The organism is Streptomyces sp. 7R007 (assembly GCF_054850255.1).
In genome coordinates this window covers 1-24,038 of the sequence record NZ_JBTWMV010000065.1, presented here as the reverse complement: position 1 = coordinate 24,038, position 24,038 = coordinate 1, and the positions used below count along the sequence as shown (strand labels likewise).

Below are 24,038 nucleotides of genomic sequence, written 5' to 3'. Positions count from 1 at the left end.
TCCCCGCGCCCGCGGGGATGGCCCCCACCACACCACGCACCCGCGTCCTGCGCGCGCCGCATTCCGCCACCGCGCGAGCGGCCCAGAACGCGGCTGACGGGTCTTGCCGGGCCGGTGTGACGCTGCAGCCGAGTGGGCATCACACGGTGCTGCCCCCACGGGCCAGCCCCGAAACGGGTGCGGACAGCAAGAATGCGGACGCCTGTCACTCGCGAATCCGGAAGATCCGGTGGGCGCGGGCCGCGGTCAGATCCTGCAACGGGCCGACCACGGCGAGCGAGATCCACAGCAGCCGTCCGGCTGGGGTCACCACTTGCACGTGGGCGCCGTGCCGACGGGGTTCTTGAGACGCGTCGGTCCGGCAGTCGCCGACCCGATCACACTCGCGAGGGTGCGGTCGAGGAGCACGTAGTCGGGGCGGCTTCGCGCAGGCTCCGCAAGAGTCGGGCGCGCGGTCGGCGAGCAGGGCGATGACGGCCCGTGTAGGCGTGGGCGGCGCCGACGCAGATGCCGAACCAGCCACGAGCCGGCCGAGGATGTCGCGCCGCCACAGGGACACCACGCCGAGCGAGGAGAGGCTGGCCGGGCGGGAGAGCTCTCCGTGCCGTGGATGTTGCAGCTCGCTGCCCACGCAAGGCCGGACGAGAGCGTGATGGCGGGGCCGGCACATGGTCGACACCGGCGACATTGACGAGGTCCTGTCGCCTGCCCGGTCGCCCAACTGCCCGCACTGACGGTGCGAACGATCGCGGGCCTCCTCTGCCCAGTTGAGCCCAAACCCGGGGGGCGCGATCGTCACGGGCGACGCGGCCTCGAAGGCAATGCCGCACACGCTGGAGCGATCGACGGCGAGGACGAGACGGTTGCTGAGCTGGAGATGATCGTCAGGTTCTACGACGGCCTCGTCGGCGTGCCCGCCCGCACAGCAACGCGTGCACGGCCTGCTGAGTCAGATTCATCCCTCGCAGGGCCGAGGCTGCTGAGTTACTGCTCACCGCCTCGCACGAGTTTCACCAGCAACTCGGCATCCCTCAGGTCTGGCAGCACTTCCTCTGCCCCCGCGTCGCGCAACGCCCCTTCGTCGCTACGCCCGGACGCCACCGCGATCACACGCACGCCGTTGGTGTGCGCTCCCTCCACATCGGCCGGAGTGTCGCCGATCAGCACTGCCTCTTCAGCCGCCAGCTCGGCCCGCTGCAGTGACAGACGCACGAGCTCAGCTCGCGTCTCATGCTCTTCTCCATAGGCGCCGAGGTTCCACTGGATGTGCCGGTCGAGCCCGAATACCTGGAGCTTCACCTCGGCAACTGCACGGATGTTGCCGGACACTACGGTCTGCTGGACGCCGTTGGCGGCGAGTGCGTCGAGAGCTGCGGCAGCCCCCGGCAGCGCATGGCCGCGTTCGCGCAGATCCGCTGCCCGCGTGACGTGCTGTTCCGTCAGCGCTTGGGCAAAGCGTTCAAAATCGACGCGATTGGTTACGAGCCCGTGGAGCTTTGCGGTCTCTCGGAAGATGACGGACTCGGTGATCCCGTCAATCTTGGCCTGCTCGCGCATGGATTGCCCCGTCGCCCGCAGGAATGCAGCGGCCGACAGTTCGCGACCCACGCCGCGTGTGTCAATCAAGGTGTGGTCGATGTCCCATAGGACGAGTCGCGCCATATCCGTCTCAACTCCCCATGCATGGCTGGGTAACACGATGTCATGTGATTGTGCGTGGAACCCGACGGTCATGCTCAGTTCGGTCTACGCTGACGGTGAGAGTCATGTCGGGGAAGGGGGCGGACGTGAACCCGCCGAGACTTCCCGTCGGAAGGCAGATCAGGCATTACCGGCGGAAGAACGGCAACCGCTCGCAGGCAGCCGTCGCGGGATTGTGCGGCATCACCGAGCGCTACCTCCAGCAAATCGAGGCGGGCCAGAAGATGCCCTCCGCCGACGTGCTTGCCCGCATCGCAGCCGAACTTGGCGTGCCCATCGCGGCACTGCTCTCTGAGGAACCCGTCGACGATCAGCCGACGCCTCTGACTGCGGCGCCCTCGATCGCACGCGCGCTGATGGGTTACGGGCCACCCCACAGCAATACCCCAATAAGCACCTCTCAATTACGGGAACGCGTAGAGCTGGCATGGCGCACCTGGCAGTCCTCCAAGGATCGCTTCACACAGGCAGCGGACATCTTGCCAGCTCTGATCGCGGACGTGGAGCATGCAGTTCGCGTACACCGACAGGGGAACGACGCCCAAGCACGGCGTGAGGTTCTACGGGTGGTGGCCGACCTGTACGGGCTGCTGCGTTCGTACTGCCGACGTGCTGGGCGGCTGGATCTTTCACTCATGGTCGCAGATCGCGCCATTCGCGCGGCCGAAGATGCTGATGACCCTGTGCGAATCGCCGCGGCGCAGTGGAATCTCGGGCATGTCCTGCTCTCGCACAGCGATGCCAGCGCTCTCGGCGAGGCCAAGGAAGTCGCGCTCAAGGCTGTCGAGCAGGTACAGAAGGTCCCCGCCACGATGCAGACCATGGCGATCGGGGGAGCATTGCAGCTGGTAGCTGTCGTCGCCGATGCCCGCCGCCAACGTTGGTGGGAGGCACGCGAACGTCTGGACACTCGCGCCGCGCCGCTTGCGCAGCAGGTCGGCGAGGGAAACGTTCAGTGGACTGTCTTCGGTCCGACCAACGTCGCGCTGCACGCGATGAGTATCGAGATGCTGGCTGGCGAAGCCTCGGAAGGGCTGCGCGTGGCCGACCGGGTCGATACAAGTCAACTGCCCAGCAGAGAGCGGCGATTCACCTTCGGATTGGAACTCGCGCGATGTTACGACCTGCGGCGTGAAGACGCGGCGGTGCTTGTGCACCTTCTCAGCCTTGAGGAGATCGCTCCCGAAGATCTGGCACGCAGCCCGTTGGCCCGCGACATGGTTCGAGGCCTGCAGAAGCGCATCCGTCCTACCTTCCGGCGCCAAGTCACCGCACTCGCCGAACGACTGCAGCTCGTGTGAACCCCGAACCAGCAGCTCACCCGAACTCTCCGTTCGGGTAAGAACGGTGGCCTCAACGTACCTTCGCCGCACAACACAACGAAGGACGGGTGGGCAATGATCACCGACGTAGTCGAGATGACGATCTCAGGCGGCATGAGACTGGCGCCCGCTGGTATCGCATGGGACGCCATCAAAGTCAGCCGGCATCTCGGCGTACAAGCCGTTGAGCAGATCCCGCATCCAGGTGCCGTGGCCGTCGATCCGGCGCCCAAGGAACCGGTGCTGTACTTTTTCGTCCCCGCGGGCAGCGCCGCCGTGTGGAGAGTGCCCCAGACCAAGGCGCTGACCCTCGACGCGCACCTTGTGCTACCGCCTGACAGCAAGGAAGCCCCACCGGGTCCGTATTGGTTGGTCGCGCCATCGCACGGGCTCACCGCGATCGAGACGCTGCGCCACGCGCTGACCGTACTACAGCGGGCGCCTTCGGGCTGAGACTGCAACAGTCGAAGAGACACTGCCCTACCTGCCGCAGTCACAACGCCTCGCAACCACACGCTACGGACGAACGACCCTGGGACGGGTTTCGCACCGACTCGGCCCGACGAGCTGACTCCGGCCCCGTCATGGCATTCCAGCCGCTGGTGCGGCCCGGCGAACTCCGCCCCACGTCGTCGATGGTCGAGTCCCGCTGAACTGCCGCCGGGCAGCAGCCGCCTACCTCCCTAAGGGTCTGAGCCCGGCTGTTGCCCGGCGGCTTCCACGTCCCTCCTCCTACCGATGAGACTGCTGTGTCCCTTGAAGTCCTTTTACGCCGTCGACGCACCGGCGCCGCTGTGCCGGTTCTCGCTTCGCCCGCATGCGGGGAGGGCGCCGATGCCTGCTCGTGGCATGCCCCTGATCGTCGATCTGGCTGGCCGGGACGACGAGCTGTGCCAGGCGCTGGACGATCTGCGGCTGGGTCGCTGGTTCGCGCTGCGGGAGGTGCTGCTGAAGACGGGCGAGGACTGGCCGCTGCGGACCGCGCGCATTCAGGTGCTGGCGGTCGGGGCGGGTGAGGGTGGTGCGGTGGCGGCCTGGCTTCAGGAGGAGCCGGGTAGTGCGGATGCACTGGTGATGTGCGTCCGTACGGCGAAGTCGTGGAAGCGGGCGGGGATTTGCCCGCACCCCAGCACCCTCACAGCGGTCACGCGAGCCCTCGACGCCCACATCACGCCCCTTGTCCCGTACGTTGCGGCCTACGCGGAAACGCTGGCTCTCGGGAGCCGGTGTGCTGAGGCGATCGAGCGCGCGGAAGTGGCACGCGGCGCTCCCTTGGCAGAGGACCTCGACGTGGCGAGGGAGTACGCGTTCCGTCTCGCGGTCCAGGTGGAGGTACTGCTGCGGTACACGGAGCAGCACAGGGAGCGGAGCGGGGTGTGACATGACTCAATCTCTTCTCGCCTCCGCCCACGATCGAGTTGACCGCTCGGTTACCTCTCCACCAGGGCCGGCACCGCTCCCGCTGGACGGAACTCGGCCGCATGTGCGGCGCGCCTTGCAGGAGGCCACGTCCTGGGGCGCTTTGGTCCTCGCGCCACCCTCGGTCTGTCCGTGATCTGCGTTGTCGCCGAGCTCATCGTGCAGATCTGCGCAGGCCCGTAGCTGCCCGCCTCAAACGCCTCCCCGTGCAGGGGGCGGCGGCGCCCCTCTTGACGACCGTGACCAATCGAAACACCGAAGGAGTACGACCATGCCGGCCCCGGACGGGACCCTCACGCAATCCCTTTCCCCTCACGAACGACAAGCCCTGCTGGGCATCTCGCGGGGACGGACGACCGCGGAGACGGCAGTCGACTTGGGCGTGTCCGAGTGCACCGTCAAGACGTACCTCCATCGGATCGGTGGGGAGCTCGGGACGCAGGAGCGCGCCGCCATGGTGGACCTCGCCTACCGGCACCACCACTTGGACGTCCCTGCCCCCGTGACCCACGCGTTCCTGCTGCCCGCCGGGCAGCAGGCGATCCTTGAGGGTCTGGCGGGCGGCAAGAACATCGAGCAGATCGCGGACGACACGAAGCGTCCGCTGTCCGACCTGCGCAAAGACGCGCGGCGCATGCTGCGCACGTTGGGCGCATCCACCGCCGCTTACGCGGTGACACGCGGCTGGCAGCTCGGGCTGCTGGGCCCTACGGCCACCCTCGGGAACTCCTCCGACGTCGCTCCCGTGGCAGGTTCGGCATGAACGCCCGGGCAGAGGTGGGCAGTTGGGGGCCGAACACCGGCGGCGTTCGCCGGCACGCTGGGGAGGCGTTCTCCTGTGACCGCCGGCAGGACTTCGCACCCGTCGTGATCCGCACCCACCGTGGTGGTCGCTGGCGCCGGGTGGATCGCACGAAGAACGCCGGCGAGTGGGGAAAGTTCGTCCACCGCGACGAGGTACTCGTCTTCGACGTGGACGACGGTCAGGAGGGCGGGCCCGGCGTCGTCACGGGGACGATGCCGACCGTGCAGGACGTCGCCGCCCGCCTGACGGCGTTCGCCCCTGCGCCGGGCATGGCCGCCGTCGAGATCGGCACGGACTGCGGATGGACGGCGGCGTTGTTGGACCATCACCTCCCAGGCGGCCGGGTCGTCACCCGCGCCGACACAGACCGCCTGGCCGATCTCGCGCGCAAGCACCTGGAGCATTACCCACGCGTACAGGTGGTCAGCGCGGCACAGACCGAGGCATTGGGGCCGGCGGGGTCGTTCGACGGACTGCTCTCCCACCGTGCCGTTCGCCGGGTTCCTTGGCAGTGGGTCACGCTCGTACGCCCCGGTGGCCGCTTGTGCCTGCCGGTGCGCACCGCCCTCGGCGCCCCCGGCACGCTGCTGACCCTGCGGGTGGCCCGGGACGGGCGATCGGCCCATGGCCGCTTCCTTGCCGGGCCGGTGGTGCAGGCGCTGTGGCTGCGCGAGCAGCGCCCCGGCGCCGGGACCCGCGTCGATGCACCGCAGACGCCGCGGGCGTCGGCAGCCTGCGGTCTGACACGAGTGTCACTGTGGCCCGCGGCACGTGTATTCGCCGGTCTGCTCCATCCTGACCTGCGCATGGAGCTGGTGCGAGGCACCGCGCAGTTCGAGGGGGACGTCGCCGACCGTCTGCGTCTCCATGACCACCGGGCATCGCGGGCGGTGATCTTCCTGTCGGATCCCGGCTGCGTCTACGAGTGGGGGCCCCGTGCCCTCGGTACCGTCCTGCGCGACGCACTCACCCAGTGGCACGCGGCCGGGGAACCGGTGCTCGAACAGATGGGCATGACGATCACGGAAACCGAGCACACCTTGTGGCTTGGCGCGCCCGACGGACCTTGCTGGCGGTTACCCGACCTCCGCACGCTCGATGACGGGACGGAGCATCATGCGCCCTGACCATCCGCTGCTCCTCACCCCTCGCCATCCCCTCGGTGAAGGGCCGACAGACTCCTTGACCGGGCCGTCGAGCGCCCGGATCCACAACTACCTGCTCGGCGGGCGAGATCACCATGCCCAGGACCGCGAGGTCGCCCTCCAGGCGCTGGGTGCGATGCCGTTCTTGAAGCGCACCACGCACCACGAGCGGATGTACGTGCTGCTGATGGTGCAGGCCCTGGCCATCGCCGGAATCCGGCAGCTGGTCGACTTCGGCTGCGGGATGCCCCATGCGCCCAACCCCGTGGACGTCATCACCCGCATCCACCCCACCGCATGCGTCGTCTGCATCGACCATGACGCCCTCGTCCACGCCCACACCAGCGCCCTGCTCAAGGCCGCCGCCCCGGCCGCCGTAGCGCACCTGTGGTCCGACGTCCGCCGACCCGAATCCGTGCTGGCCTCGCAGCAGATCCGGGAGACGATCGACTGGCGCGAGCCCGTGATCCTGCTGTTCGGCCGCGTGCTCCACCACATCGACGACAGCCCCGCTTGCCCCCTGACCGTGCTCGTCGACCAGTACAAGAGACTCGCCGCACCGGGCAGTGCCCTCGTGATCACCCACGCTACGGCCGACTTCGCCGATACGGCCGTGCGTAAGGCCGCCCGGGCCATGGCGGCCGCCGGTTGCCCGGTCCATCCACGGACGAGGGAGCAGATCACCGCGCTGTTCGGCGGCTGGCGGCTGGTTCCCCCCGGCCTGGCCACGCCTCAGGCGACGGTCCCGCAATACCCGATCGCCTTGCAGGCGGCGTCGTACGCCGGCATGGCCCGCAAGGAGACGGTCCATGGATGAGTGCTGCACTGTGTTGCCTGGCGCGTTCCGAGCTGTGTCCGCGCCGCGGCCGGCCGTTCCCCCGATAGACTTGATAACGTCCGGCAACGGGCACCCGGGCGTCGCGGTCATCGACGCTGGACGTCATGTCTGCGCTCCGGGAGAACACCGTGCCCCAGCCCGTTACGCCCCCGCCTCCCTCCACCGCTCGCTGCCGCACGGCAGTCGGCGGTGGCTCTCGTACCACCGCGCGCGCTCTAGACGAAGCGCTGCCCCCGTGCAGGTCCGCGATGAGCGGTTCGGTGATCCGGCCGGCGGCGACGGCGCTGTGGACGAGAGCGAGTTCGTACAGGTCGCTCTGCTCCACGGGTGCCGGCTGGGCCGCGACGCAGATCACGCGGGTGTCGGCCGGAACGGACACATCGGTTACCGCCTGCTCCAAGGCAAGCGGCGGCCTTTTGTCGAACCGTGCGCCCGCATGTCACCGCGGATTTCGGCCCCACCCGAGCTGGAGGTGACGGCCCCGTGAAGGCGTTCATGCACCCAGGACGGCTTTGGCGTGCCGAGGGCGCTCCTTCCGAGGACGGCGTCCGGCCCCATGTGCTGTGGCTGCCGACCGCCGAGGTGATCGACTACTTCCGGCAGGTGCGCGAGGTCCTGGCCCCGTACGAGGACCTCGTGGCTCCGGTCTTCGACGACGACCTGCACTGGACCATCCAGGGCGCCCTGTGCCGCGACCAGGCCGACGAGCGTGTCGGCCCCCGCCGGCTCAGGGAGGCCGTCGACTGCCTGCGGACCGAGCTGGCCGGCCAGGAGCCGTTCACCATCGACGTCGGCCCGGTCGCGCTCGGCCGCAGCGCGGTCCTCGTCCGCATCTGGCCTCATGACGGCCCCTCGAACCCGCCGCAGCACCTGAACCTGCGCGTCCGAACCGGCCTGGCGAACGCCGGCCTGGTCCTGCCGAAGGCGACCGAGACGTACGTCCCCCACATGTCGGCCGCCTACGCAAAGATCGACACCCGCCGCCTCGACCAGATGGACCGGGCAGACAGCCTCGCCTCCGCCCTGCTCCGCCGAGCTCGCCATCACGTGACCGCGCGCGTCACCTCCGTGTGGCTGGTGAGGGAAACCCAGCATCCCGACCGCCACACCTACACCTTCGACCGCGTCCAGGAGCTGCTCCTGGGGCGCTGAACAACAGCCGGCTTTCGCCAGCCGGCCTCCGTCACCGAACCACCATGCAGTTGGCGCCGACGCCCGAGGGGAAGGCGCACGAGGCCCCGTAAGGACCCCGCTATGACCGACGCGACCGCTAGCCCACCCTCAGCAGCAAAGCTGCGAGACAAGCTCGTGAACGAGCTTGTGGCCCAGAAGGTGATCGAGACGAAGGAGGTCGAAGCGGCGTTCCGCGCGGTGCCCCGGCACCTGTTCGCCCCTGAAGCCCCTCTGGAGAAGGCGTATGCCCAGACCCCTTTGGTCACGAAGCGGGACGAGCACGGCATCACGATCAGCTCGGTGTCCGCCCCGGAAATCCAGGCCACCATGCTGGAGCAGGCGGCGCTCCGGCCCGGTCACCGTTGCCTGGAAATCGGCTCCGGCGGCTACAACGCCGCGCTGATGGCCTCACTGGTCGGCGAGAACGGTGAGGTCACCACCATCGACATCGACCCGGACGTCACGGAGCGGGCCCGCGCCTGCCTCAACGAGGCGGGATTCCCGCACGTGAACGTCGTTGTGACGGATGGTGAGAACGGGTGTGCCGAGCACGCCCCCTACGACCGGACGATCGTCACGGTCGGCAGCTGGGACATCCCGCCGGCCTGGGTGACCCAGCTCGCTGAGGGCGGAACCATCACCGTCCCGCTGCGGATGCGGGGTCTGACCCGATCGATCACCTTCGCCCGGGAAGACGGTCACTTGATCAGCCGGTCGGCGAAGATCTGCGGCTTCGTCACTATGCAGGGAGCCGGTGCGCACCAGGAACGACTTCTGCTGTTGCGCGGCAAGGAGATCGGCCTGCGGTTCGACGAGGAGTGGCCGGCCGACCCGGACGCGCTGAGCGGCGCGCTCGACACCGGGCGGGTCGAGGTGTGGTCGGGGGTGGAGATCCCTCGCGGGGAGCAGTTCGACACGCTGCAGATGTGGCTGGCCACCGCACTGGACGGATTCTGTCTCCTCGCCGTCGATCCGAAGCTGGACACGGGCCTGGTCGCCCCGCAGAACACGATGGCCTGCCCGGCCGTGGCCGAGGGAGGCAGTTTCGCCTATCTCGCCCAGCGCAGGCCGGGCGCGCAATCCGTCGTCGAGTTCGGGGCGCACGCCTTCGGTCCGGACGCCACGGCGCTCGCCGACACCCTGGCCGAGCAGATCCGTGTCTGGGGCCGGGACCACCGCGGCGGTCCCGGCCCCAGCATCGCGGCCTACCCGGCCGACACACCCGATGACCGGCTCCCCAAGGGACGCGTCATCAACAAGCGGCACGTCCGCGTCCTCATCTCCTGGCCGACGGAGGATGCGCCTCCGGCGGGTTAGGGCAACCGCACCACCTCATTCAGAAGGAGTGAACGACATGAATAACCCCGATGCCGCGACCACGCAGGTCGATGTGGACTTCACGCTCGACGTCCGCGTCGTCGAGGCCGGCCTGCCGGTCCGTGACCTGCTGCGCGACACCAGCGACGGCTGCGGCTCCAGCTGCTCGGGCACGGCCTGCACCTCGTTCGTGGGCGACCCGTCCTGACGCCGATCACGGCCGGTGGCACCGGGCGGACATCCCGTCCGGCGCCACCGGCCCCCCACCTCCGCACGCTGCCCGAAGGGAAGAGGAGCTGATGACAGCGGGAGCGGACCGGCCACTGTACCAGCTGATCGGCGTGCCCCTCGTGCGCGCCACGACGTACCCAGGCGGAGCGCCTGACGCCGAGGGAGTGCCCATGACCGGTTCCCCAGAGGCGGTTGCGGCCGAGGGGTTGGCCTGGCTGAGGCAGGTGTGGCAGCACGGGCCCGCCCGGCGGGCCGTGGAAACCGCCAGCCCGGTGCTGGCCCAGCAGATCTCTGCGCTGTTGAAAGGGCGCACCCCTCAGGCCCGCCGGGTGCGCCGCCTCGTGGCGTCGTTGGCCTCCTACCAGTTGCGCTGGCAGGGGCGAGCCACCCCGTTCGGTCTGTTCGCCGGGGTCAGCACCGCTGAGATCGGCACGGACGCCCACGTGCGTTGGGGGCAGAGCCACCGCACGATCGCCCGGGCGGACGCCCAGTGGTTGGGAGCTGTCGTCGCCCGCCTGGAACGGCATCCGGGTTTGCTGACACGCCTGAGGGTGGTCACCAACCCGGTCGCGTTCGTGCGCGGGGACCGGCTCGTCGCCCCCGGCGAGCCGCCCGACGACCGTCCCGGCGTGCTCGCGCCGATCGAGATATCCGTCCGCCGCACGCATCCGGTGCGCACCGCGACCAAGGCTGCCCGCGAGCCCATCCCTTTCGGACATCTCGTCACCTTGCTGACCGCGAAGTACCCGAGCGCACCTCCGGCGCAGATTCGTTCCCTGCTGGCCGAACTCGTCGCCCAGCACCTGCTGCTCACCAGCCTCCGGGCGCCGATGACCGTCCCGGACGCCCTGGGACACCTCCGCGCACAGCTGAAGGCGGCTGATGCCGACGCGCTGCCCGACCTCACCGGCCTGGTGCACGACCTGCGGGTGATTCACGAAGACCTCTCGCGGCACAACGACACCGCATCCCCCACCGCCGCCCACGGCATGAGGGCAACGGTGACCGCACGCATGACGGCGATCTGCGACATCACACCTCAGCCGCTCGTCGTCGACACCGCCTTGGACTGCGACGTGTCCCTTCCCTCCGCGGTGATCCGCGAGGCCGAGACCGCCGCCTCCGTGCTGCTGCGCCTGACCCCGTACCCGTTCGGCTATCCCCGCTGGAAGGACTTCCACATCCGATTCCGCCAGCGCTACGGCGCGGGGGCCGTCGTCCCCGTGCTCGAACTGGTCGGCGACACCGGGCTGGGACTACCGGCCGGATACCCGGGCTCGCCGGTGGCGAACACCGCACGCACGCTGACCGACCGCGACGAAACCCTGCTGGCCCTTGTCCAGCAGGCGGTCATCGACGGTGCCGAAGAGATCGCGCTGACCGAGCCCCTGGTGCGCCGACTGGCGGTCGGCGACCCCTTTGAGATGCTCGCGCCCCCGCGCACCGAGATCGCGTTCCAGATCCACGCCGCGTCTGCGCAGGCCGTGGAGGACGGGGCGTTTCGCCTGCTCGTCACATCAGTGCCTCGCCCCGGCAGCAGCATGGCCGGACGGTTCACCGATCTGCTGCCCCAGGGCGACCGCAAAGGCCTGTCCGACACGTACGCCGCCCTGAGCGCTGACGCACCCCAGGCCGTTGCCGCCCAGCTGTCGTTCTTCCCCCGCCGACGGCGCAGCGAGAACGTCGTCCGCGCCCCCCAGCTGCTCCCGCACACGATCTCTCTGGCCGAGCACCGCGATCCGCACCCGGACGTGATCCCACTGCACGACCTCGCGGTCACCGCGGACGCCCGCCGGCTCCACCTGGTGCAGCTGTCCACCGGCAGGCGCATCGAGCCCCGGGTCGTGCACGCTTTGGAGGCGGGCACCCTCACCCCGCCACTCGCCCGCTTCCTGGCTGAGGTCACCACCGCACGCTGCGCCGTCTACAAGGCGTTCGACTGGGGAGCTGCCGTACGCCTGCCGTACCTGCCGCGGCTGCGCTACCGGCGCAGCGTGCTCTCGTCGGCGCGCTGGCTGCTGACGGCCACCGATCTCCCCCAGCCCGCTGCCCCGCCGGCTGAATGGGAAGGCGCCCTTGCGGCATGGCGTCGTCGGCTGCGCGTCCCGGAAGCTGTCGTCCTATGTGAGTCCGACCTGCGCCTGCCCCTCGACCTGAGCCGGCCCCTGCACCGGATGCTGCTGAGGAACCGCCTCGTCACGGCCCGCGAGGTCGCGTTGCAGGAGGCTCCCACCGCGGCCGATCTGGCGTGGATGGGCCGCGCCCATGAATTCCTTCTGACACTGGGTCTGGCCCGGCCGCGCGGCGCCGAGCGAAACGCGGTGACGTCCTCACCGGTCCTGGCCGTCAGGCGGGACGCGGGGCAGCTTCCGGGCCGCTCACCATGGCTGTGCGCCCAGGTTCACGGACACCCCGACCGCCAGGACGAGGTGCTGGCCGAGCACCTGCCGCGTCTCCTCGACGCAATGAACGTTCTTCAAGGGTGGTGGTTTCGGCGCCACCGCGACACCAGCCGCCCCGACTTGGAGCAGTACCTGAGACTCTACCTGCGTCTGCCCGCGGCCGACCAGTACGGACAGGCCGCCGCCCGGGTCGGAGAGTGGGCCGCCGAGCTGCGCGACTGCGGCCTTCTCGCCCACCTCCAGCTGGCCACATACCAGCCTGAGACGGGACGCTACGGGCACGGCGAGGTCATGGACGCGGCACACGAGGTATTCGCCGCCGACTCCGCCGCCGCCCTCGCCCAGATCACGCTCGTCCTGCGCACCGGGCTGCCGCCCGAAGCCGTTACCGCGGCCGGCCTGGTCGACCTCGCCGCCTCGTACGCACCAAGCCCCGACACCGGCATGCGCTGGCTGATCAACCATCTCCCCCACGAGCAGGGCAAGTTGGACCAGATCGTGCGGGACATCGGTCTGCGCCTGGCCGACCCCGCCGACGACTGGGCGGCGCTGCGCGCCATGCCGGACGGCGAGACCGTGACGCGGGCCTGGGAACGGCGCCGGACCGCCCTCACCGACTACCACACACACCTTGCCCGCCAGCGCGATCCCTACAGTGTGGTCAGGTCCCTCCTCCACATGCATCACGTCCGCACCATCGGTGTCGACCCGGACCGCGAACGCGTCGGCCACCGCCTGGCCCGCGCCTCAGCCCTCGCGCAGAGCGCCCGCGCACACAGGAGGACACCATGACGGTGCAGCTCCGCACTGCGTCCGCCGCCGCGCAGGAGATCGCCCGGCTGCTGACGACGCCCGAAGCGCTCCCCGCCGAACTGGGCTGGCGTGCACAGTCTTTGTCCAAGGGAGCGGCCGGCGTCGCACTGCTGCACATCGAACGCGCCCACCGCGCAGAGGGCCGCTGGCACACCGCCCACTGTTGGGTGACGGCCGCCGCAGGGGATGGCGTGAGCGCCGCGGACGAGGCCAACCTGCTCTACGGCGCACCCGCCCTCGCCTTCGTCCTCCACGCGGCCGGCGCGGACGGCACCGTGCGCTACGGCCCAGCCTGCAAGGGAGTGGACGCATCCGTCACCGCACTCACCCACCGCCGCGTTGACCTCGCACATGCGCGGATCGAGCGGGGGGAGCTTCCCGCCTTCGGCGAGTACGACCTCCTGCACGGCCTGACCGGGCTCGGCGCCCATCTCCTGCAGCACATGAGCGGCAACGACGTCCTGCAGCGGGTCCTGGACTACCTCGTACGCCTGACACACCCCCTGCGTGCCGGCGATGAAACCCTGCCGGGCTGGTGGGTCTCCCACGACCCCCGGCGCCGGCACTCCGCTGCCTTCCCCGGCGGCCACGGAAACTTCGGCATCGCGCACGGTATCGCCGGGCCGCTCGCCCTCCTCGCCCAGGCTCGGCGCCGGGGCGTCACCGTGAACGGGCATGACGAAGCCGTCCACCGGATCATCGACTGGCTTGATATCTGGCGGCAGCACGCCGACTCCGGTCCCTGGTGGCCGCAGTGGATCACCCGGGAGCAGCTGCGCACCGGCCGACCGGGCCAACTCGGCCCCCTGCGCCCGAGCTGGTGCTACGGCACCCCCGGCCTGGCCCGCGCTCAACAGCTCGCGGCCATCGCCACACGCGATCTCGCACGTCAGCAGAGGGCCGAGCACGCGCTCGTGCGCTGCCTTGCCGACCCGGACCAGCTCAGCGGGATCACGGACAACAGCCTGTGCCACGGCTGGGCCGGCCTGTACCAAACCGTCTGGCGGGCCGCCCGCGACGCGTACACGCCGGAGGTCAGCGCGCACCTGCCCGCCCTCTCCGACCGCCTCCTGCAGCGGTGCCGTGCCGGTCTTGGCGACGACATCGGCTTCCTCGAAGGGACTGCGGGACTCGCTCTTGCCCTGCACATCGCCGCCGACGCCACGCCGCCGCTCTCCGGGTGGGACTCGTGCCTGCTCATCAACTGAGACGCCCCCGGATCAGGAAGGGATGAGGAAGGTGGACCGTCCCCTATCGCCGCTTCCAGTGGCTGCATGCGTCCTGGAGGTTCTGGCCGGCGCCCCGCTCCACCGGGTCGCCGCCCGCGCGGGCATGAACGTCGGTGACCTCGCCGACGCCGTCGAGGTCTACCAGGCCGCGGGAGAGCACGCCCTCGCCGCTCAAGCCGAGGCCGCTCAGGGCTGGTACTCCGTCTCCATCCAGTTCGCCGACTGGAACGCCGCCGAGCACACCGCTGTTGCCGGCCTCGCTCCACAACTGGAGCAGGCCGAACAGGCCGGAACGCTCACCACCTGGTGGTTTCTTCGCAAATACCCCTGCTGGCGTCTGCGCTGCCGCCCCGGCTCCCTGGCCACGCGTGCCGACGCCGAGAAATCCCTGAGCACCGTCCTGGACAGGCTCCTGGCCGACCGTCTGGTCGAGCGCTGGTGGCAGACCCTCTACGAACCCGAGTCGCTGGCATTCGGCGGTCCCGACGGCATGGCCACGGCCCACGCTCTGTTCCACGCCGACACCCGGCGCGTCCTCGACTACCTACGCCGCCATGACTCCACCGCGATGCCGGGCAACACCCTGGGCCGCCGCGAGCTGTCCGTCCTGCTGTGCTGCGCACTGTTCTTCGGAGCCGGACAGGAACCACACGAGCAGGGCGACATCTGGCACCGCGTGGAACAACTGCGTCCCCTGCCCGTCGACACGCCCGCCGCCCGGCTGAGCGGGATGACCGCGGCGCTGCGAGTCCTGATGACGCTCAACACCAGTCCCACCAGCCCCCTGTTCAACGAGCACGGCGTGCTCGACTTTCTCGCGCCCTGGGCCGCTGCCTTCGAGACCGCAGGGCGACGCCTCGGCGACGCGGCACACACCGGCACGCTCCACCGCGGCCTGCGAGACGTCCTCGCCCATCACGTGATCTTCGCCTGGAACCGCATGGGCCTGGACAGCCGAACCCAGGGCATCCTCGCGCGCGCCGCACGCGACACGGTGATGGCTCCGACGACGCTGTTTTCCAGCACCCCAGCACCGGGGGCCAGTTGATGTCCACCCAACCCCACGACCCCACGACCACGGCTCGGATGCGAACCGCCCAAGGCCAGGCGTGCACTGCTCTGGGAGCCCAGCCCGCACCAGACGCCGTCGAGACATGGGGATGGCGCGGCCGAACGCTGAGCGTGCCCGTCACCACCGCCGACGGCCCGGCTTGGCTCCGCGTCGGCTGCACCGCCTCCAACGAGCTCAACCCGACCTTCTGGAACGGCTCCATCACCGCCCACCAGGCGATCCCGCAGTCGGTACCGCGGCCCCGGCTCCGCGACGTGCACGACTGGCACGACACGCACTGGACCTACCGCGCGGAACTATACGAACGAGTCGCCGCTCCGCCCGTCTCCCCCACCGCCGCACCGACCACCACCCCGGACCTTCCGTCCACGTGGTGGCGAGCGGTCCGCGCCGCGCTCCTCGACGTCGTTCAGGTGCCCACCGACCGCTTCTCCGTGCACCAGCCCTTCCTCCAACGCGCCATGCCACAGTTCCTCGGCACACCGATCGACACCACACCACCGTCATGGTCCACAGCGCACGGCGACTTCCACTGGGCCAACCTCTGCGCGCCCGAACTCCGCATCCTCGACTGGGAAGGCTGGGGCCTCGCCCCGACCGGCTACGACGCTGCCGTACTCCACGCCTACAGCCTGCTCATCCCATCCCTCGCCGCGCGCATCCGCCGCGAACTCAAGAGCACGCTCGACACCCCCGCGGGCCGGTTCGCCGAACTCGCCGTGACGACTCAGCTCCTGCACAGCACCACCCACGGCGACAACCTCAACCTCGCCCAGCCCCTGCGCCGTCGCGCCGAGCACCTGCTGGGCCGTCCCGTTCCCCTGACGGCGGCCATGACAAGCGGTTCTGATCCACTTCTTGTGGGCGGTTGCGGAGGGTGACGGTCTTCAGTCGGCGAAGAGTATCTGCAGGCGAAGGAGGTCGAACCCTGCGCGACCGTATCCGTCCCTCTTGATTCGCTTCGCTCTGTTGACGTTGCCCTCGACCTTGCCCGAGCTCCATTCCAAGGTGAGGCCGGCGGTGACGGCGTCGAAGTCCTGGCGGAGGCCGCGGGCCAGGCTCTGCAGCGGCTTCATGTCGGTGTCCTCGGCGCTGGTGAGCCAGCCGGCGAGGTCGCCCGCCGCGGCGGTCGGTCATCATGGCGGCGAAGGAACGGACGCACGCGGCGACGGCGTTCAGTTCGGGACACCGGGACAGGAGCTTCTTGAGCTTGAGCGTGCTGCTCTCGTCCAGGTGGTCCGGGTGCGAGGCGATCAGCCAGGCTGCCGTGCGGACCGTCAGTGCCTTGGGCCTGTCGGGTGCGGGTTTACCGCTGGCCCGGATCTCCTGGAGGTGCCGGCGCACGGTCCGCCTGCTGCCGGTGTAGCCGAGTTCGGTGATCTCCGCGTGGAGCCGTGCCGCGTCTGTGCAGCCCTCGTTCCAACGCCGGTGGAGGTAAGGCGAGTAGGCGTGGACCTGGCAGTAGCACCGCGATCCGGTGCCCAGCGATGCCTCCTCGGGCGTGGCCGCGTGCGCGTAGCGGCGTACGGTCTTGCGGTCCAGTCCGAGGGTCTCGGATAGCCTGGATCGGGACGCCCTTGTCGTAGAGGGCGTGCACGGCGGCATGACGCTCGCGGCGCCGGATCAGGCGCATCCCCTCCAGCCGCCCCGTCACTGCCTGCTCGGCAGTGGTGTCAGCGGGCGCGTCCCCGGTAGGCTCGACAAGGCAACTGCGGTGCGTGGCAACGCATTTCTCGACGGCTTCGCACAGGTTCTTCCACAAATGGAAGCGGTCCGCGACCTGGGTCGCGTCGGGGCAGGCAGTGCGTACGGCCTCGGCGTAGGCACTGGCCCGGTCCCGGCAGACGATCTCCGCTCCAGGGTGTGCGCGCAGCCACGCGGTGAGGGTCTCCGCGGTGCGGTCGGGCAGGACGTCGATGCGTTCCCCGGTCTCCATGTCCAAGATGATCGTTCCGTATACGTGCCCCTTCTTGAGGGCGAAATCATCGACGCCCAGCACACGGGGTGCGGCGTCGACATGCTTGTCCGGAAGCCTGCGCACAGGCCTGATCAGGGAGTTCGCACTCGTCGGGATGGACAGGTGCGCGGCCAGCCGGGCGCCAGGACGCCCAGCGAGTGCCAGCGCGATCTTCTCCAGCGAGCGACGCAGGAGCGGCGTACGCCGCGCGAATCGCTCGGGGAGCCCGTCCACTTGCTCGACGAACGTGCAGCGACCGCACGCAGCCGACGGGCAGAGGAACCGTCGCACCAGCAGGTCGATCAGGACCTGCCGCCCGGCCGCCGAGAGGTCGGCGAGGCGCCGCCGGTAGCCACCATGGACACGGCCGGACACGGCGCCGCAGTCCGGACACGCCGCCTCCCGCGTCACCGTCCGCGCAGTGAGGGCTATCCCGCCGTCGTCCGCTCTGACCTCGTCCACCACCACGGAGGACAGATGGGCGAAGGCCGTGGAGAACGTCGAGGACACGCTGCAATCACACGAACGGCCATCCTTCCAGCCAGTTGTGACGCCGTGTCACCGCCCCACAAGAAGTGGATCAGAACCTGACAAGCTCCCCATAGGCGGCCACTGAGCCTATTCAGAGCGGTCCCCGGATGGGTGACGAGGTCAGTGCCCGCAACGCACGAGGCTCCAGTGCCGTTGAGAGAGGTGTTCGACGTCTCAACTCATCAGCACGGGAGCCTCGTTGGTTCCATATCCTGCCGTACTCGACCTGCCTCACGCTCTGGTCGAGTGGGTAACCATACTCATCGTCACCCGTGAGGGTGACCGCCGCTGCAAGCTCCCGCCGCACCAGCGGGCTCTCGTCGCCTTGGTCTACCTCCGCCGGCACGACACGCTCGCGCAGATCGCCGCGGGCTTCGGCATATCCGTCGGCACCGCCCACGCCTACGCCACCACCGTCGTGCAGCACCTGGCGGACAAGACGCCGGGCCTGCTGAAGGTGCTGCGTGAGACGGACCCCGACGATGCCCTCCTGGACGGCACACTCGCCGAGTGCGACCGGGTCGGCGACGGGCGGGCCGACTACTCGTCCAAACACAAGCGACATGGTGGGAACGTGCAGGTTGTCACGGATCCGGCCGGGGACATCCTGTGGTTCTCGCCCGCCTTGCCGGGCCGGACGCACGACCTGACAGCCGCCCGCAAGCACAGGATCATCAGGATCTGCGAGCGTCAGGGTGTTCCGATCCTCGCCGACATGGCCTACATCGGTGCAGGCGACTGGGTCACCACCGCGAAGCGCCGCCCGCCGAACGGCGACCTCACACCCACCGAACGGACGGTCAACAAGGCCCTGTCCGCAGCCCGGGCGCCCCTCGAACGCGGAGTCGCCCGCCTGAAATCCTGGCGAGTCTTCCGCAAGGCCCGCTGCAGCCCCAACCGTCTCTCATCGATCGCAGCCGCCGTCCTCACCCTTGAGAGGCAACGCTGTTGAAAATCCCCAGCCCCGCTCTTCCCCGCCACTTGGTTGCTGGCTCAACCAGGGGGCGCCTGATAGCCGGCCAGGTTCGGGAGCGTCGCGGACTGTCAGGGGTGGCCGGAGGCAATCGCGGAGCGACTCTCGCCGGTCAGGACGGCCGCGGTTTGGGTGAGGTGCCGGGCCAGCAGCTGGGCCGCGGTGTCGGCGTCGCGGGCCAGCGCCGCCTCCTCCAGCCGGCGGTGTTCGTCGGCGCCGTCGCGGTCGGGGCTGCGGTGGGCCGCCAAGCGGCGGGCCAGCTCGCTCGCGGTCCACAGGCGATCGACGGTCTCCAGCAGGACGGGGTTGCCACAGCCCTCCAGCAGGGTGCGGTGGAAGACTCGGTGGGCTTCGGCCCACACGCTGCTGTAGTACTGGCCCTCGTCCGGCGCGTATGCCGGGGTACGGGCCAGGCGGTGGTGGGCGGCTCGCACCCGGGCCTCCCAGTCGACGTCGCCGCGCTCGATGGACATGCGCAGTACGACCGGTTCGATGGTCCGGCGGGCCTCGGCGATCTCCTGCCACCGGCGGTCGGAGAAGGCCGGCACGGCGAAACCGCGGTTGGGCAGCCGGTCGGCCAGCCCCTCTCCGACCACCCGCACGAGCGCCTCGCGCACGACGGCCAGGCTCACGCCCTGCTGTTTGGCGAGGTCCTGCGGTTTGAGGGCATCACCGGGGGCGTAGTCGCCGCGCATGATCGCGTCCCGCAGGTGCGCGTAGACCTGCTCGGAGAGCATCTGCTTCCCCGTCGGGGCCGGTGTGGGGGCCGTCTGAGTCATGTCTCCAATCATAGACGGCAAGGGCAATAATCGATTATCTCTGATACTGTCGATTCTGTGCTCGACGAGTGACACCGACGAGGCCCCTGCACGACCTTGCGGGCTCTCGGCCGGCGCTCCGACCGCTACTGCCCGGCACATCCCGAAAGGAATGACGCGATGCGCGCCAACGACCCCTTCGCCCGCCTCCCCGAGGCGGCGTCCTTCACCGTCACCAGCACCACCGTCACCGACGGCGCCCCCTGGCCGCCCGAGCAGTTCTCCTCCGGCGTTCCCGGCGGGAAGGATCTCTCCCCGCAGCTGTCCTGGAGCGGCGCCCCGGAGGGCACCAAGAGTTACGCCGTCACCGTCTACGACCCCGACGCCCCCACCGGCTCCGGGTTCTGGCACTGGGCGGTCGCCGACATCCCCGCCACCGTCACCGAGTTGCCCGAGGGCGCCGGCGACGACACCGGATCCGGCCTGCCCGAGGGCGCCTTCCAACTGCCCAACGACGCCCGCGCAGCCCGTTTCATCGGCGCCGCCCCGCCGCCCGGCCACGGCCCGCACCGCTACTTCATCGTGGTGCACGCCCTCGACGTCGAATCCCTCGGCGTCCCGGCCGACGCCACCCCGGCCGTCCTCGGCTTCACCATGTCCGGCCACACCCTCGGCCGCGCGATGCTGACCGCCACCGCCGAAACACCCGCCTGACGAGCAACATGTCCCGCCTCATCGACACGACGCAGATGTACCTCCGCACCGTCCTGGAGCTCGAGGAGGAAGGCGTAACTCCGATACGCGCCCGCATCGCCGAGCGCCTGAACCACAGTGGCCCCACCGTCAGCCAGACCGTGGCCCGCGTGGAACGCGACGGCCTGTTGCACGTCGCCGGCGACCGGCACCTGGAGCTGACAGCGGATCAGACGCAGTCGGACGGGTGGGTGGCCGTAGTGGATGGCGTTGGTGACCAGTTCGCTGACGGTGAGTTCGATGACGAAGGCGGATTCTTCGAGGCTCCAGGCCATCGCCCTGCGCACCCACGACTTCAGTCGGCAGTGCGCGGCCGGCAAGGAGTGCGCGACGGCACCTCAGCCGGGGCCGGGGCGCCGGGGTGGAACGGGGCGCAGGGCGAGCAGGGCGATGTCGTCGCTGCTGTCAGAGCCGAACTCGATGATCAGGTCGTCACAGAAGACGTCGAGAGGATCTTGTGCGTGGTCGGCGGTGTACCGGCGGAGTCGGGTCATCGCGTCGTCGAGGGGCTCTCCGCGGCGCTCGATGAGGCCGTCGGTGAAGAGCAGCAAGGTGGAGTGAGGCGGCAGCGGGTCCCAGGCGGAAGGGCGGGGCATGTCGGGGTCCATGCCGATCAGCAGGCCTCTGCCCGCGTCCAGGTAGTGGGTGTCGCCCTCCTGGGTGGTCAGCAGGGGCGGCAGGTGGCCGGCGGAGGAGTGGTGCAGGTTCCCGTGGCCGTCGTCGTTCTTGACCAGGGCGTAGACACAGGTGGCGGTGGACTGAGGAGAGAGGGTGTGGCTGGCGAGGTCCAGGCGGCGCAGCACCTCTCCGGGCGGCTCCTGCCGGTCGACGGCGATGCCGCGCAGCATGTTGCGCAGGGTGCTCATGGCGACGGCGGCCTTGAGGTCATGGCCCGACACGTCGCCGATGACCAGGACGGTGTCGCCGCCGGGCAGGACGAAGGCGTCGTACCAGTCCCCGCCGACGTCGGCGGAGGTGCTGGAGGGGAGGTAGCGGGCGGCCAGCTCCAGATGTTCGACCTGGGGCAGTTCGGGCAGCAGGGCGCGCTGGAGCTGCTCGGCGTTGAAGTGGACGTTCTGGTGCAGCCGGGCGTTGTCGACTCCGAAGGCGATGCCGCGGACCAGTTCCGCGATCAGGGCGATGTCGTCCTTGCTGAACGGGTCCTCGTCCTGGGAACGGACCAGGGTCAGGGCGCCGAAGACTTCCCGTTGGGCGCGCAGCGGAGCGATGACGGCGCTGCTGCCGCCGAGTTGCTGCACCAGCTCCAGCTGCCGGGCGTCCAGGGGACTGCGGGCTTCGCCGAGCGAGGGGATGTCGGTGATCAGCAGGGGGCCGGCGCCGCGCAGCACCCGGGGCAGTGATCCCTGTGCGGTCTCGGGCAGCGAAGGCAGTCTGCCGAGGTGCCGCCCGGGAATCGGCACGTGGGGATCGTGGTGGACGATGCAGGCCCGCTCCACCTGCCCGCGTTCGTCGAGGAGGTCGACCGCGCACCAGTCGGCCAGTTGGCGGGTCAGGACCTGGCACACCCGCTGCAGTCTCTCGGTCGGGTGGAGGGAGCTGGTCATGGCCCTGCCGGTCTCGGCAAACAGGGACAGCCACTCCGGCGCCGCGGTCTCAAGCCGCGCCATCGTCGACTTTTTGGTGGTGGTCGGCAGGTGGACCGGGCCCGGCGCCGGCCGCGTGGCGTGCCGGTCTTCCCGCGGCGGGTGCGGCGGGGCGGGGGGAGCCGTCGACGCGCTGAGCTGGGCGACGAACACGGTGCGCCCGTCGACCGCCTCCTGGGTCTGGATGGACAGGCGGATGGGGATCATCCGGCCGTCCCGGTGCAGTGCCGGAACCGGTATGGAACGGCCCAGGATGCGGGACTCGCCGGTGAGCAGCAGCGAGGTGAAGGCCGCGACATGGCGTGTGCGCAGATGTTCGGGGATGAGCACGGTCAGTCGCTGCCCGACGAGGTCGTGCGCGTGCCAGCCCAGCAGGCTCGCCGCGGAGCTGTTCGCCGCGATGATCTGGTTGCGGTCGTCGGCCGCGATGGTCGGCACGCTGGCGGCCTCCACCTCGCTCGCGTCCCAGGGCGCGAGCTCCATGGGGATGGCGCCCGGCTCGCCGGGCACCAGCGTCCACGCAAGGGGATGTTCCCCGGACAGCTGGCCGGCGATCTGGTCGAACAGCCAGTGCCGGAAGGCCCGGATCTGCGGGAGTGCCGGGAGGGTGAGCAGGCTTTCCTCCTGTGCCGCCGCCTCGGACGCGTCGAGGACCTGGCGCAGGGTCATCGCGTGGTGGGCGGCATCCGCCGGGAACGCCACGAGCAGGGAGAGCGTGGAGCTGTCGGGGGTCTCCTGCTCCACCGCCGCCGTCATGCACGCGCAGATCATGTTGCTCATGTCCTGGGCGTCGACGAGGTCCTCCGGCCGTACGCCTGTCCGGCGGGCGGTGTGCGAGGCGAGGAAGAGCTCGCGCAGCAGCCCGTCCCAGTGCTGTTGCGCCGCCCAGTACAACGCGTACGGTGCGTCGTTCAGTGTCACGGTCAGTGTCTGGCCCGACGGCCGTATGGTCTCCCACGCGGACGTCGGAGGCGCCGGCGCCTCGGGCCACACCTCGAACCAGACAGTCTTGCGGTCCGCGCCGCTGTGGACGCCGTGGCTGGTGGCCAGCTCCTCCACCAGGGCCAGACCCCTCCCGGTGCAGGCGTACGGGTGGCGGTCGTGCGGCACCAGTCCACGGTCCGGCCGACGGTCGCTGACCCGCACATGAGCCCGGCCCTCGACGACCCAGGCCCGTACCTCGATCTCGGTGCGCGCATGGAGCACCGCGTTGGTCACCAGCTCGCCGGCCAGCAGCTCGGCGGTGTCCTCCACATCGGGCGTGACACCGTCCACCGCCGACCGAACGAACCGCCGGGCCATCGCGACGCTCTCCGGCGCCGGCGGCAGGAGTCGCGACGGCGCCCCGGGCGGAATGGGGCTGCTCATACCACCAGGGTGCCCAGAAACATCCACGCAAAAAGGACGGCTGCCACCACGGACACCACGGGAGACGGCGCCGCATCCCAGCATGGGAGGTGCCAGGAGTTTCTTCAATTGTCACGCTCACATCAGGAGCGAGGCGAGGGTGACGGCTGCCTGGCAGGACTGACGTTGCCGACCTGCTCGGCGTCGAGGAGCACACGGTGAGCCGGTGGCGGGCCCGCTTTGTGCGGGACCGCCTCGAGGGCCTGACCGACGAGCCACGCCCGGGCGGCCCCCGCAAGACCACCGATGCCCAGGTGGAAGAAGTGGTCGTCAGGACACTGGAGACCACGCCGAAGGACGCCACGCACTGGTCGACACGGTCGATGGCCAAGGAAGTGGGCCTCTCCCAGTCGGCCATCACAGGTATCCGGCGGACCTTCGGCCTCAAGCCGCACCTGGTGGGCACCACAGCTTGCGTAGGAGCCGCCAGGTCCTGCGGGTGGCGACGGCGGGTTCGACCCGGATCTTGGCCTGCGAGCGGTTGACGGCCTGCTGGCCTTCGGACGGGCTCTCCAATCGGCCTCGGAAACGGCACGCGGACAGCCGGTCCGGCGCCCCGGTGGCCCTCTAGCCTCGGTCTTGCGTGAG

20 protein-coding genes, 3 pseudogenes and 1 CRISPR repeat array (1 of these 24 running past the window's edge) are annotated in these 24,038 nt (G+C 69.9%); of the genes and pseudogenes, 17 read left to right on the top strand and 6 right to left on the bottom strand.

Going from position 1 to position 24,038, the window contains the following annotated elements; genetic code table 11:
• A CRISPR array of direct repeats spans window positions 1-25; the repeat unit is 29 nt; it reaches 562 nt to the left of the window's first position.
• Window positions 26-984: 959 nt separating this feature from the next.
• The gene (locus tag ACYF6T_RS40300; protein WP_461702940.1) at window positions 985-1,662 is read right to left on the bottom strand and encodes an HAD family hydrolase; all 678 of its coding nucleotides are present in this window, start codon (window positions 1,660-1,662) and stop codon (window positions 985-987) included.
• Window positions 1,663-1,787: 125 nt separating this feature from the next.
• Between ACYF6T_RS40300 and ACYF6T_RS40295 the strand changes: the two genes are divergently transcribed.
• The 13 genes from ACYF6T_RS40295 (at window position 1,788) to ACYF6T_RS40235 (ending at window position 16,348) form a co-directional block, all read left to right on the top strand.
• Complete coding sequence (locus ACYF6T_RS40295; RefSeq protein ID WP_461702933.1) at window positions 1,788-3,002, top strand: helix-turn-helix domain-containing protein; 1,215 nt, start codon at window positions 1,788-1,790, stop codon at window positions 3,000-3,002.
• 96 nt (window positions 3,003-3,098) lie between these two features.
• Window positions 3,099-3,476, top strand: a complete 378-nt coding sequence (locus tag ACYF6T_RS40290) for a hypothetical protein (protein WP_461702932.1) — start codon at window positions 3,099-3,101, stop codon at window positions 3,474-3,476.
• A 396-nt stretch (window positions 3,477-3,872) separates the two neighbouring features.
• Window positions 3,873-4,403 (top strand): DUF6415 family natural product biosynthesis protein, encoded by a 531-nt coding sequence (locus tag ACYF6T_RS40285; RefSeq protein WP_461702931.1) that lies wholly within the window; start codon window positions 3,873-3,875, stop codon window positions 4,401-4,403.
• 310 nt (window positions 4,404-4,713) lie between these two features.
• The gene (locus ACYF6T_RS40280) at window positions 4,714-5,205 is read left to right on the top strand and encodes a response regulator transcription factor (protein WP_461702930.1); all 492 of its coding nucleotides are present in this window, start codon (window positions 4,714-4,716) and stop codon (window positions 5,203-5,205) included.
• A 104-nt stretch (window positions 5,206-5,309) separates the two neighbouring features.
• Entirely contained in the window at window positions 5,310-6,374 is a 1,065-nt protein-coding gene (locus tag ACYF6T_RS40275) for a protein-L-isoaspartate O-methyltransferase family protein (protein WP_461702929.1), read from the top strand.
• Between the two features lie 55 nt (window positions 6,375-6,429).
• On the top strand, window positions 6,430-7,209 hold the full coding sequence (locus tag ACYF6T_RS40270; protein WP_461702928.1) for an SAM-dependent methyltransferase: 780 nt from the start codon (window positions 6,430-6,432) through the stop codon (window positions 7,207-7,209).
• A gap of 516 nt (window positions 7,210-7,725) precedes the next feature.
• On the top strand, window positions 7,726-8,382 hold the full coding sequence (locus ACYF6T_RS40265) for a 2'-5' RNA ligase family protein (RefSeq protein WP_461702927.1): 657 nt from the start codon (window positions 7,726-7,728) through the stop codon (window positions 8,380-8,382).
• Between the two features lie 102 nt (window positions 8,383-8,484).
• The gene (fxlM, locus tag ACYF6T_RS40260) at window positions 8,485-9,720 is read left to right on the top strand and encodes a methyltransferase, FxLD system (RefSeq protein ID WP_461702926.1); all 1,236 of its coding nucleotides are present in this window, start codon (window positions 8,485-8,487) and stop codon (window positions 9,718-9,720) included.
• Window positions 9,721-9,757: 37 nt separating this feature from the next.
• Entirely contained in the window at window positions 9,758-9,928 is a 171-nt protein-coding gene (locus tag ACYF6T_RS40255) for an FxLD family lanthipeptide (protein WP_461702925.1), read from the top strand.
• A 193-nt stretch (window positions 9,929-10,121) separates the two neighbouring features.
• Window positions 10,122-13,145, top strand: coding sequence for a lantibiotic dehydratase (locus ACYF6T_RS40250; RefSeq protein ID WP_461702924.1), 3,024 nt, complete (start codon window positions 10,122-10,124; stop codon window positions 13,143-13,145).
• Window positions 13,142-14,374, top strand: coding sequence for a lanthionine synthetase C family protein (locus ACYF6T_RS40245; protein ID WP_461702923.1), 1,233 nt, complete (start codon window positions 13,142-13,144; stop codon window positions 14,372-14,374). Before ACYF6T_RS40250 ends, ACYF6T_RS40245 begins: the two co-directional genes overlap by 4 nt.
• Window positions 14,375-14,432: 58 nt before the next feature.
• Window positions 14,433-15,443 carry a thiopeptide-type bacteriocin biosynthesis protein gene (locus tag ACYF6T_RS40240; protein WP_461702922.1) on the top strand — a complete coding sequence of 337 codons (1,011 nt, stop codon included), beginning with the start codon at window positions 14,433-14,435 and terminating at the stop codon, window positions 15,441-15,443.
• Between the two features lie 134 nt (window positions 15,444-15,577).
• Window positions 15,578-16,348, top strand: coding sequence for a hypothetical protein (locus ACYF6T_RS40235; RefSeq protein ID WP_461702921.1), 771 nt, complete (start codon window positions 15,578-15,580; stop codon window positions 16,346-16,348).
• 6 nt (window positions 16,349-16,354) lie between these two features.
• On the opposite strand, the gene ACYF6T_RS40230 is transcribed toward ACYF6T_RS40235, so the two are convergent.
• Together ACYF6T_RS40230 and ACYF6T_RS40225 are read right to left on the bottom strand one after the other, a co-directional pair.
• Window positions 16,355-16,543 (bottom strand): transposase, encoded by a 189-nt coding sequence (locus ACYF6T_RS40230; protein WP_461702920.1) that lies wholly within the window; start codon window positions 16,541-16,543, stop codon window positions 16,355-16,357.
• Between the two features lie 230 nt (window positions 16,544-16,773).
• Window positions 16,774-17,934 carry an ISL3 family transposase gene (locus ACYF6T_RS40225; protein ID WP_461702919.1) on the bottom strand — a complete coding sequence of 387 codons (1,161 nt, stop codon included), beginning with the start codon at window positions 17,932-17,934 and terminating at the stop codon, window positions 16,774-16,776.
• A 220-nt stretch (window positions 17,935-18,154) separates the two neighbouring features.
• Between ACYF6T_RS40225 and ACYF6T_RS40220 the strand changes: the two genes are divergently transcribed.
• The gene (locus tag ACYF6T_RS40220) at window positions 18,155-18,907 is read left to right on the top strand and encodes a transposase (protein ID WP_461702918.1); all 753 of its coding nucleotides are present in this window, start codon (window positions 18,155-18,157) and stop codon (window positions 18,905-18,907) included.
• A gap of 92 nt (window positions 18,908-18,999) precedes the next feature.
• Here ACYF6T_RS40220 and ACYF6T_RS40215 read toward each other — a convergent pair whose 3' ends face one another.
• Window positions 19,000-19,707: a GntR family transcriptional regulator gene (locus ACYF6T_RS40215; protein ID WP_461702917.1), complete on the bottom strand. Its 708-nt coding sequence runs from the start codon at window positions 19,705-19,707 to the stop codon at window positions 19,000-19,002.
• Between the two features lie 159 nt (window positions 19,708-19,866).
• Here ACYF6T_RS40215 and ACYF6T_RS40210 point away from each other — a divergent pair, with 159 nt between their 5' ends.
• Both ACYF6T_RS40210 and ACYF6T_RS40205 read left to right on the top strand, forming a co-directional pair.
• Window positions 19,867-20,400, top strand: a complete 534-nt coding sequence (locus ACYF6T_RS40210) for a YbhB/YbcL family Raf kinase inhibitor-like protein (protein WP_461702916.1) — start codon at window positions 19,867-19,869, stop codon at window positions 20,398-20,400.
• 8 nt (window positions 20,401-20,408) lie between these two features.
• Window positions 20,409-20,609, top strand: a pseudogene (locus tag ACYF6T_RS40205) (metal-dependent transcriptional regulator); the annotation flags it as partial.
• Between the two features lie 168 nt (window positions 20,610-20,777).
• Here the strand turns inward: ACYF6T_RS40205 and ACYF6T_RS40200 are convergent.
• Window positions 20,778-23,411 (bottom strand): SpoIIE family protein phosphatase, encoded by a 2,634-nt coding sequence (locus ACYF6T_RS40200; RefSeq protein ID WP_461702915.1) that lies wholly within the window; start codon window positions 23,409-23,411, stop codon window positions 20,778-20,780.
• A gap of 161 nt (window positions 23,412-23,572) precedes the next feature.
• On the opposite strand from ACYF6T_RS40200, the pseudogene ACYF6T_RS40195 reads away from it, so the two are divergent.
• Window positions 23,573-23,845 (top strand): annotated as a pseudogene (locus ACYF6T_RS40195) (helix-turn-helix domain-containing protein); the annotation flags it as partial.
• Window positions 23,846-23,852: 7 nt separating this feature from the next.
• On the opposite strand, the pseudogene ACYF6T_RS40190 reads toward ACYF6T_RS40195, so the two are convergent.
• Window positions 23,853-24,038 (bottom strand): annotated as a pseudogene (locus ACYF6T_RS40190) (IS5/IS1182 family transposase); the annotation flags it as partial.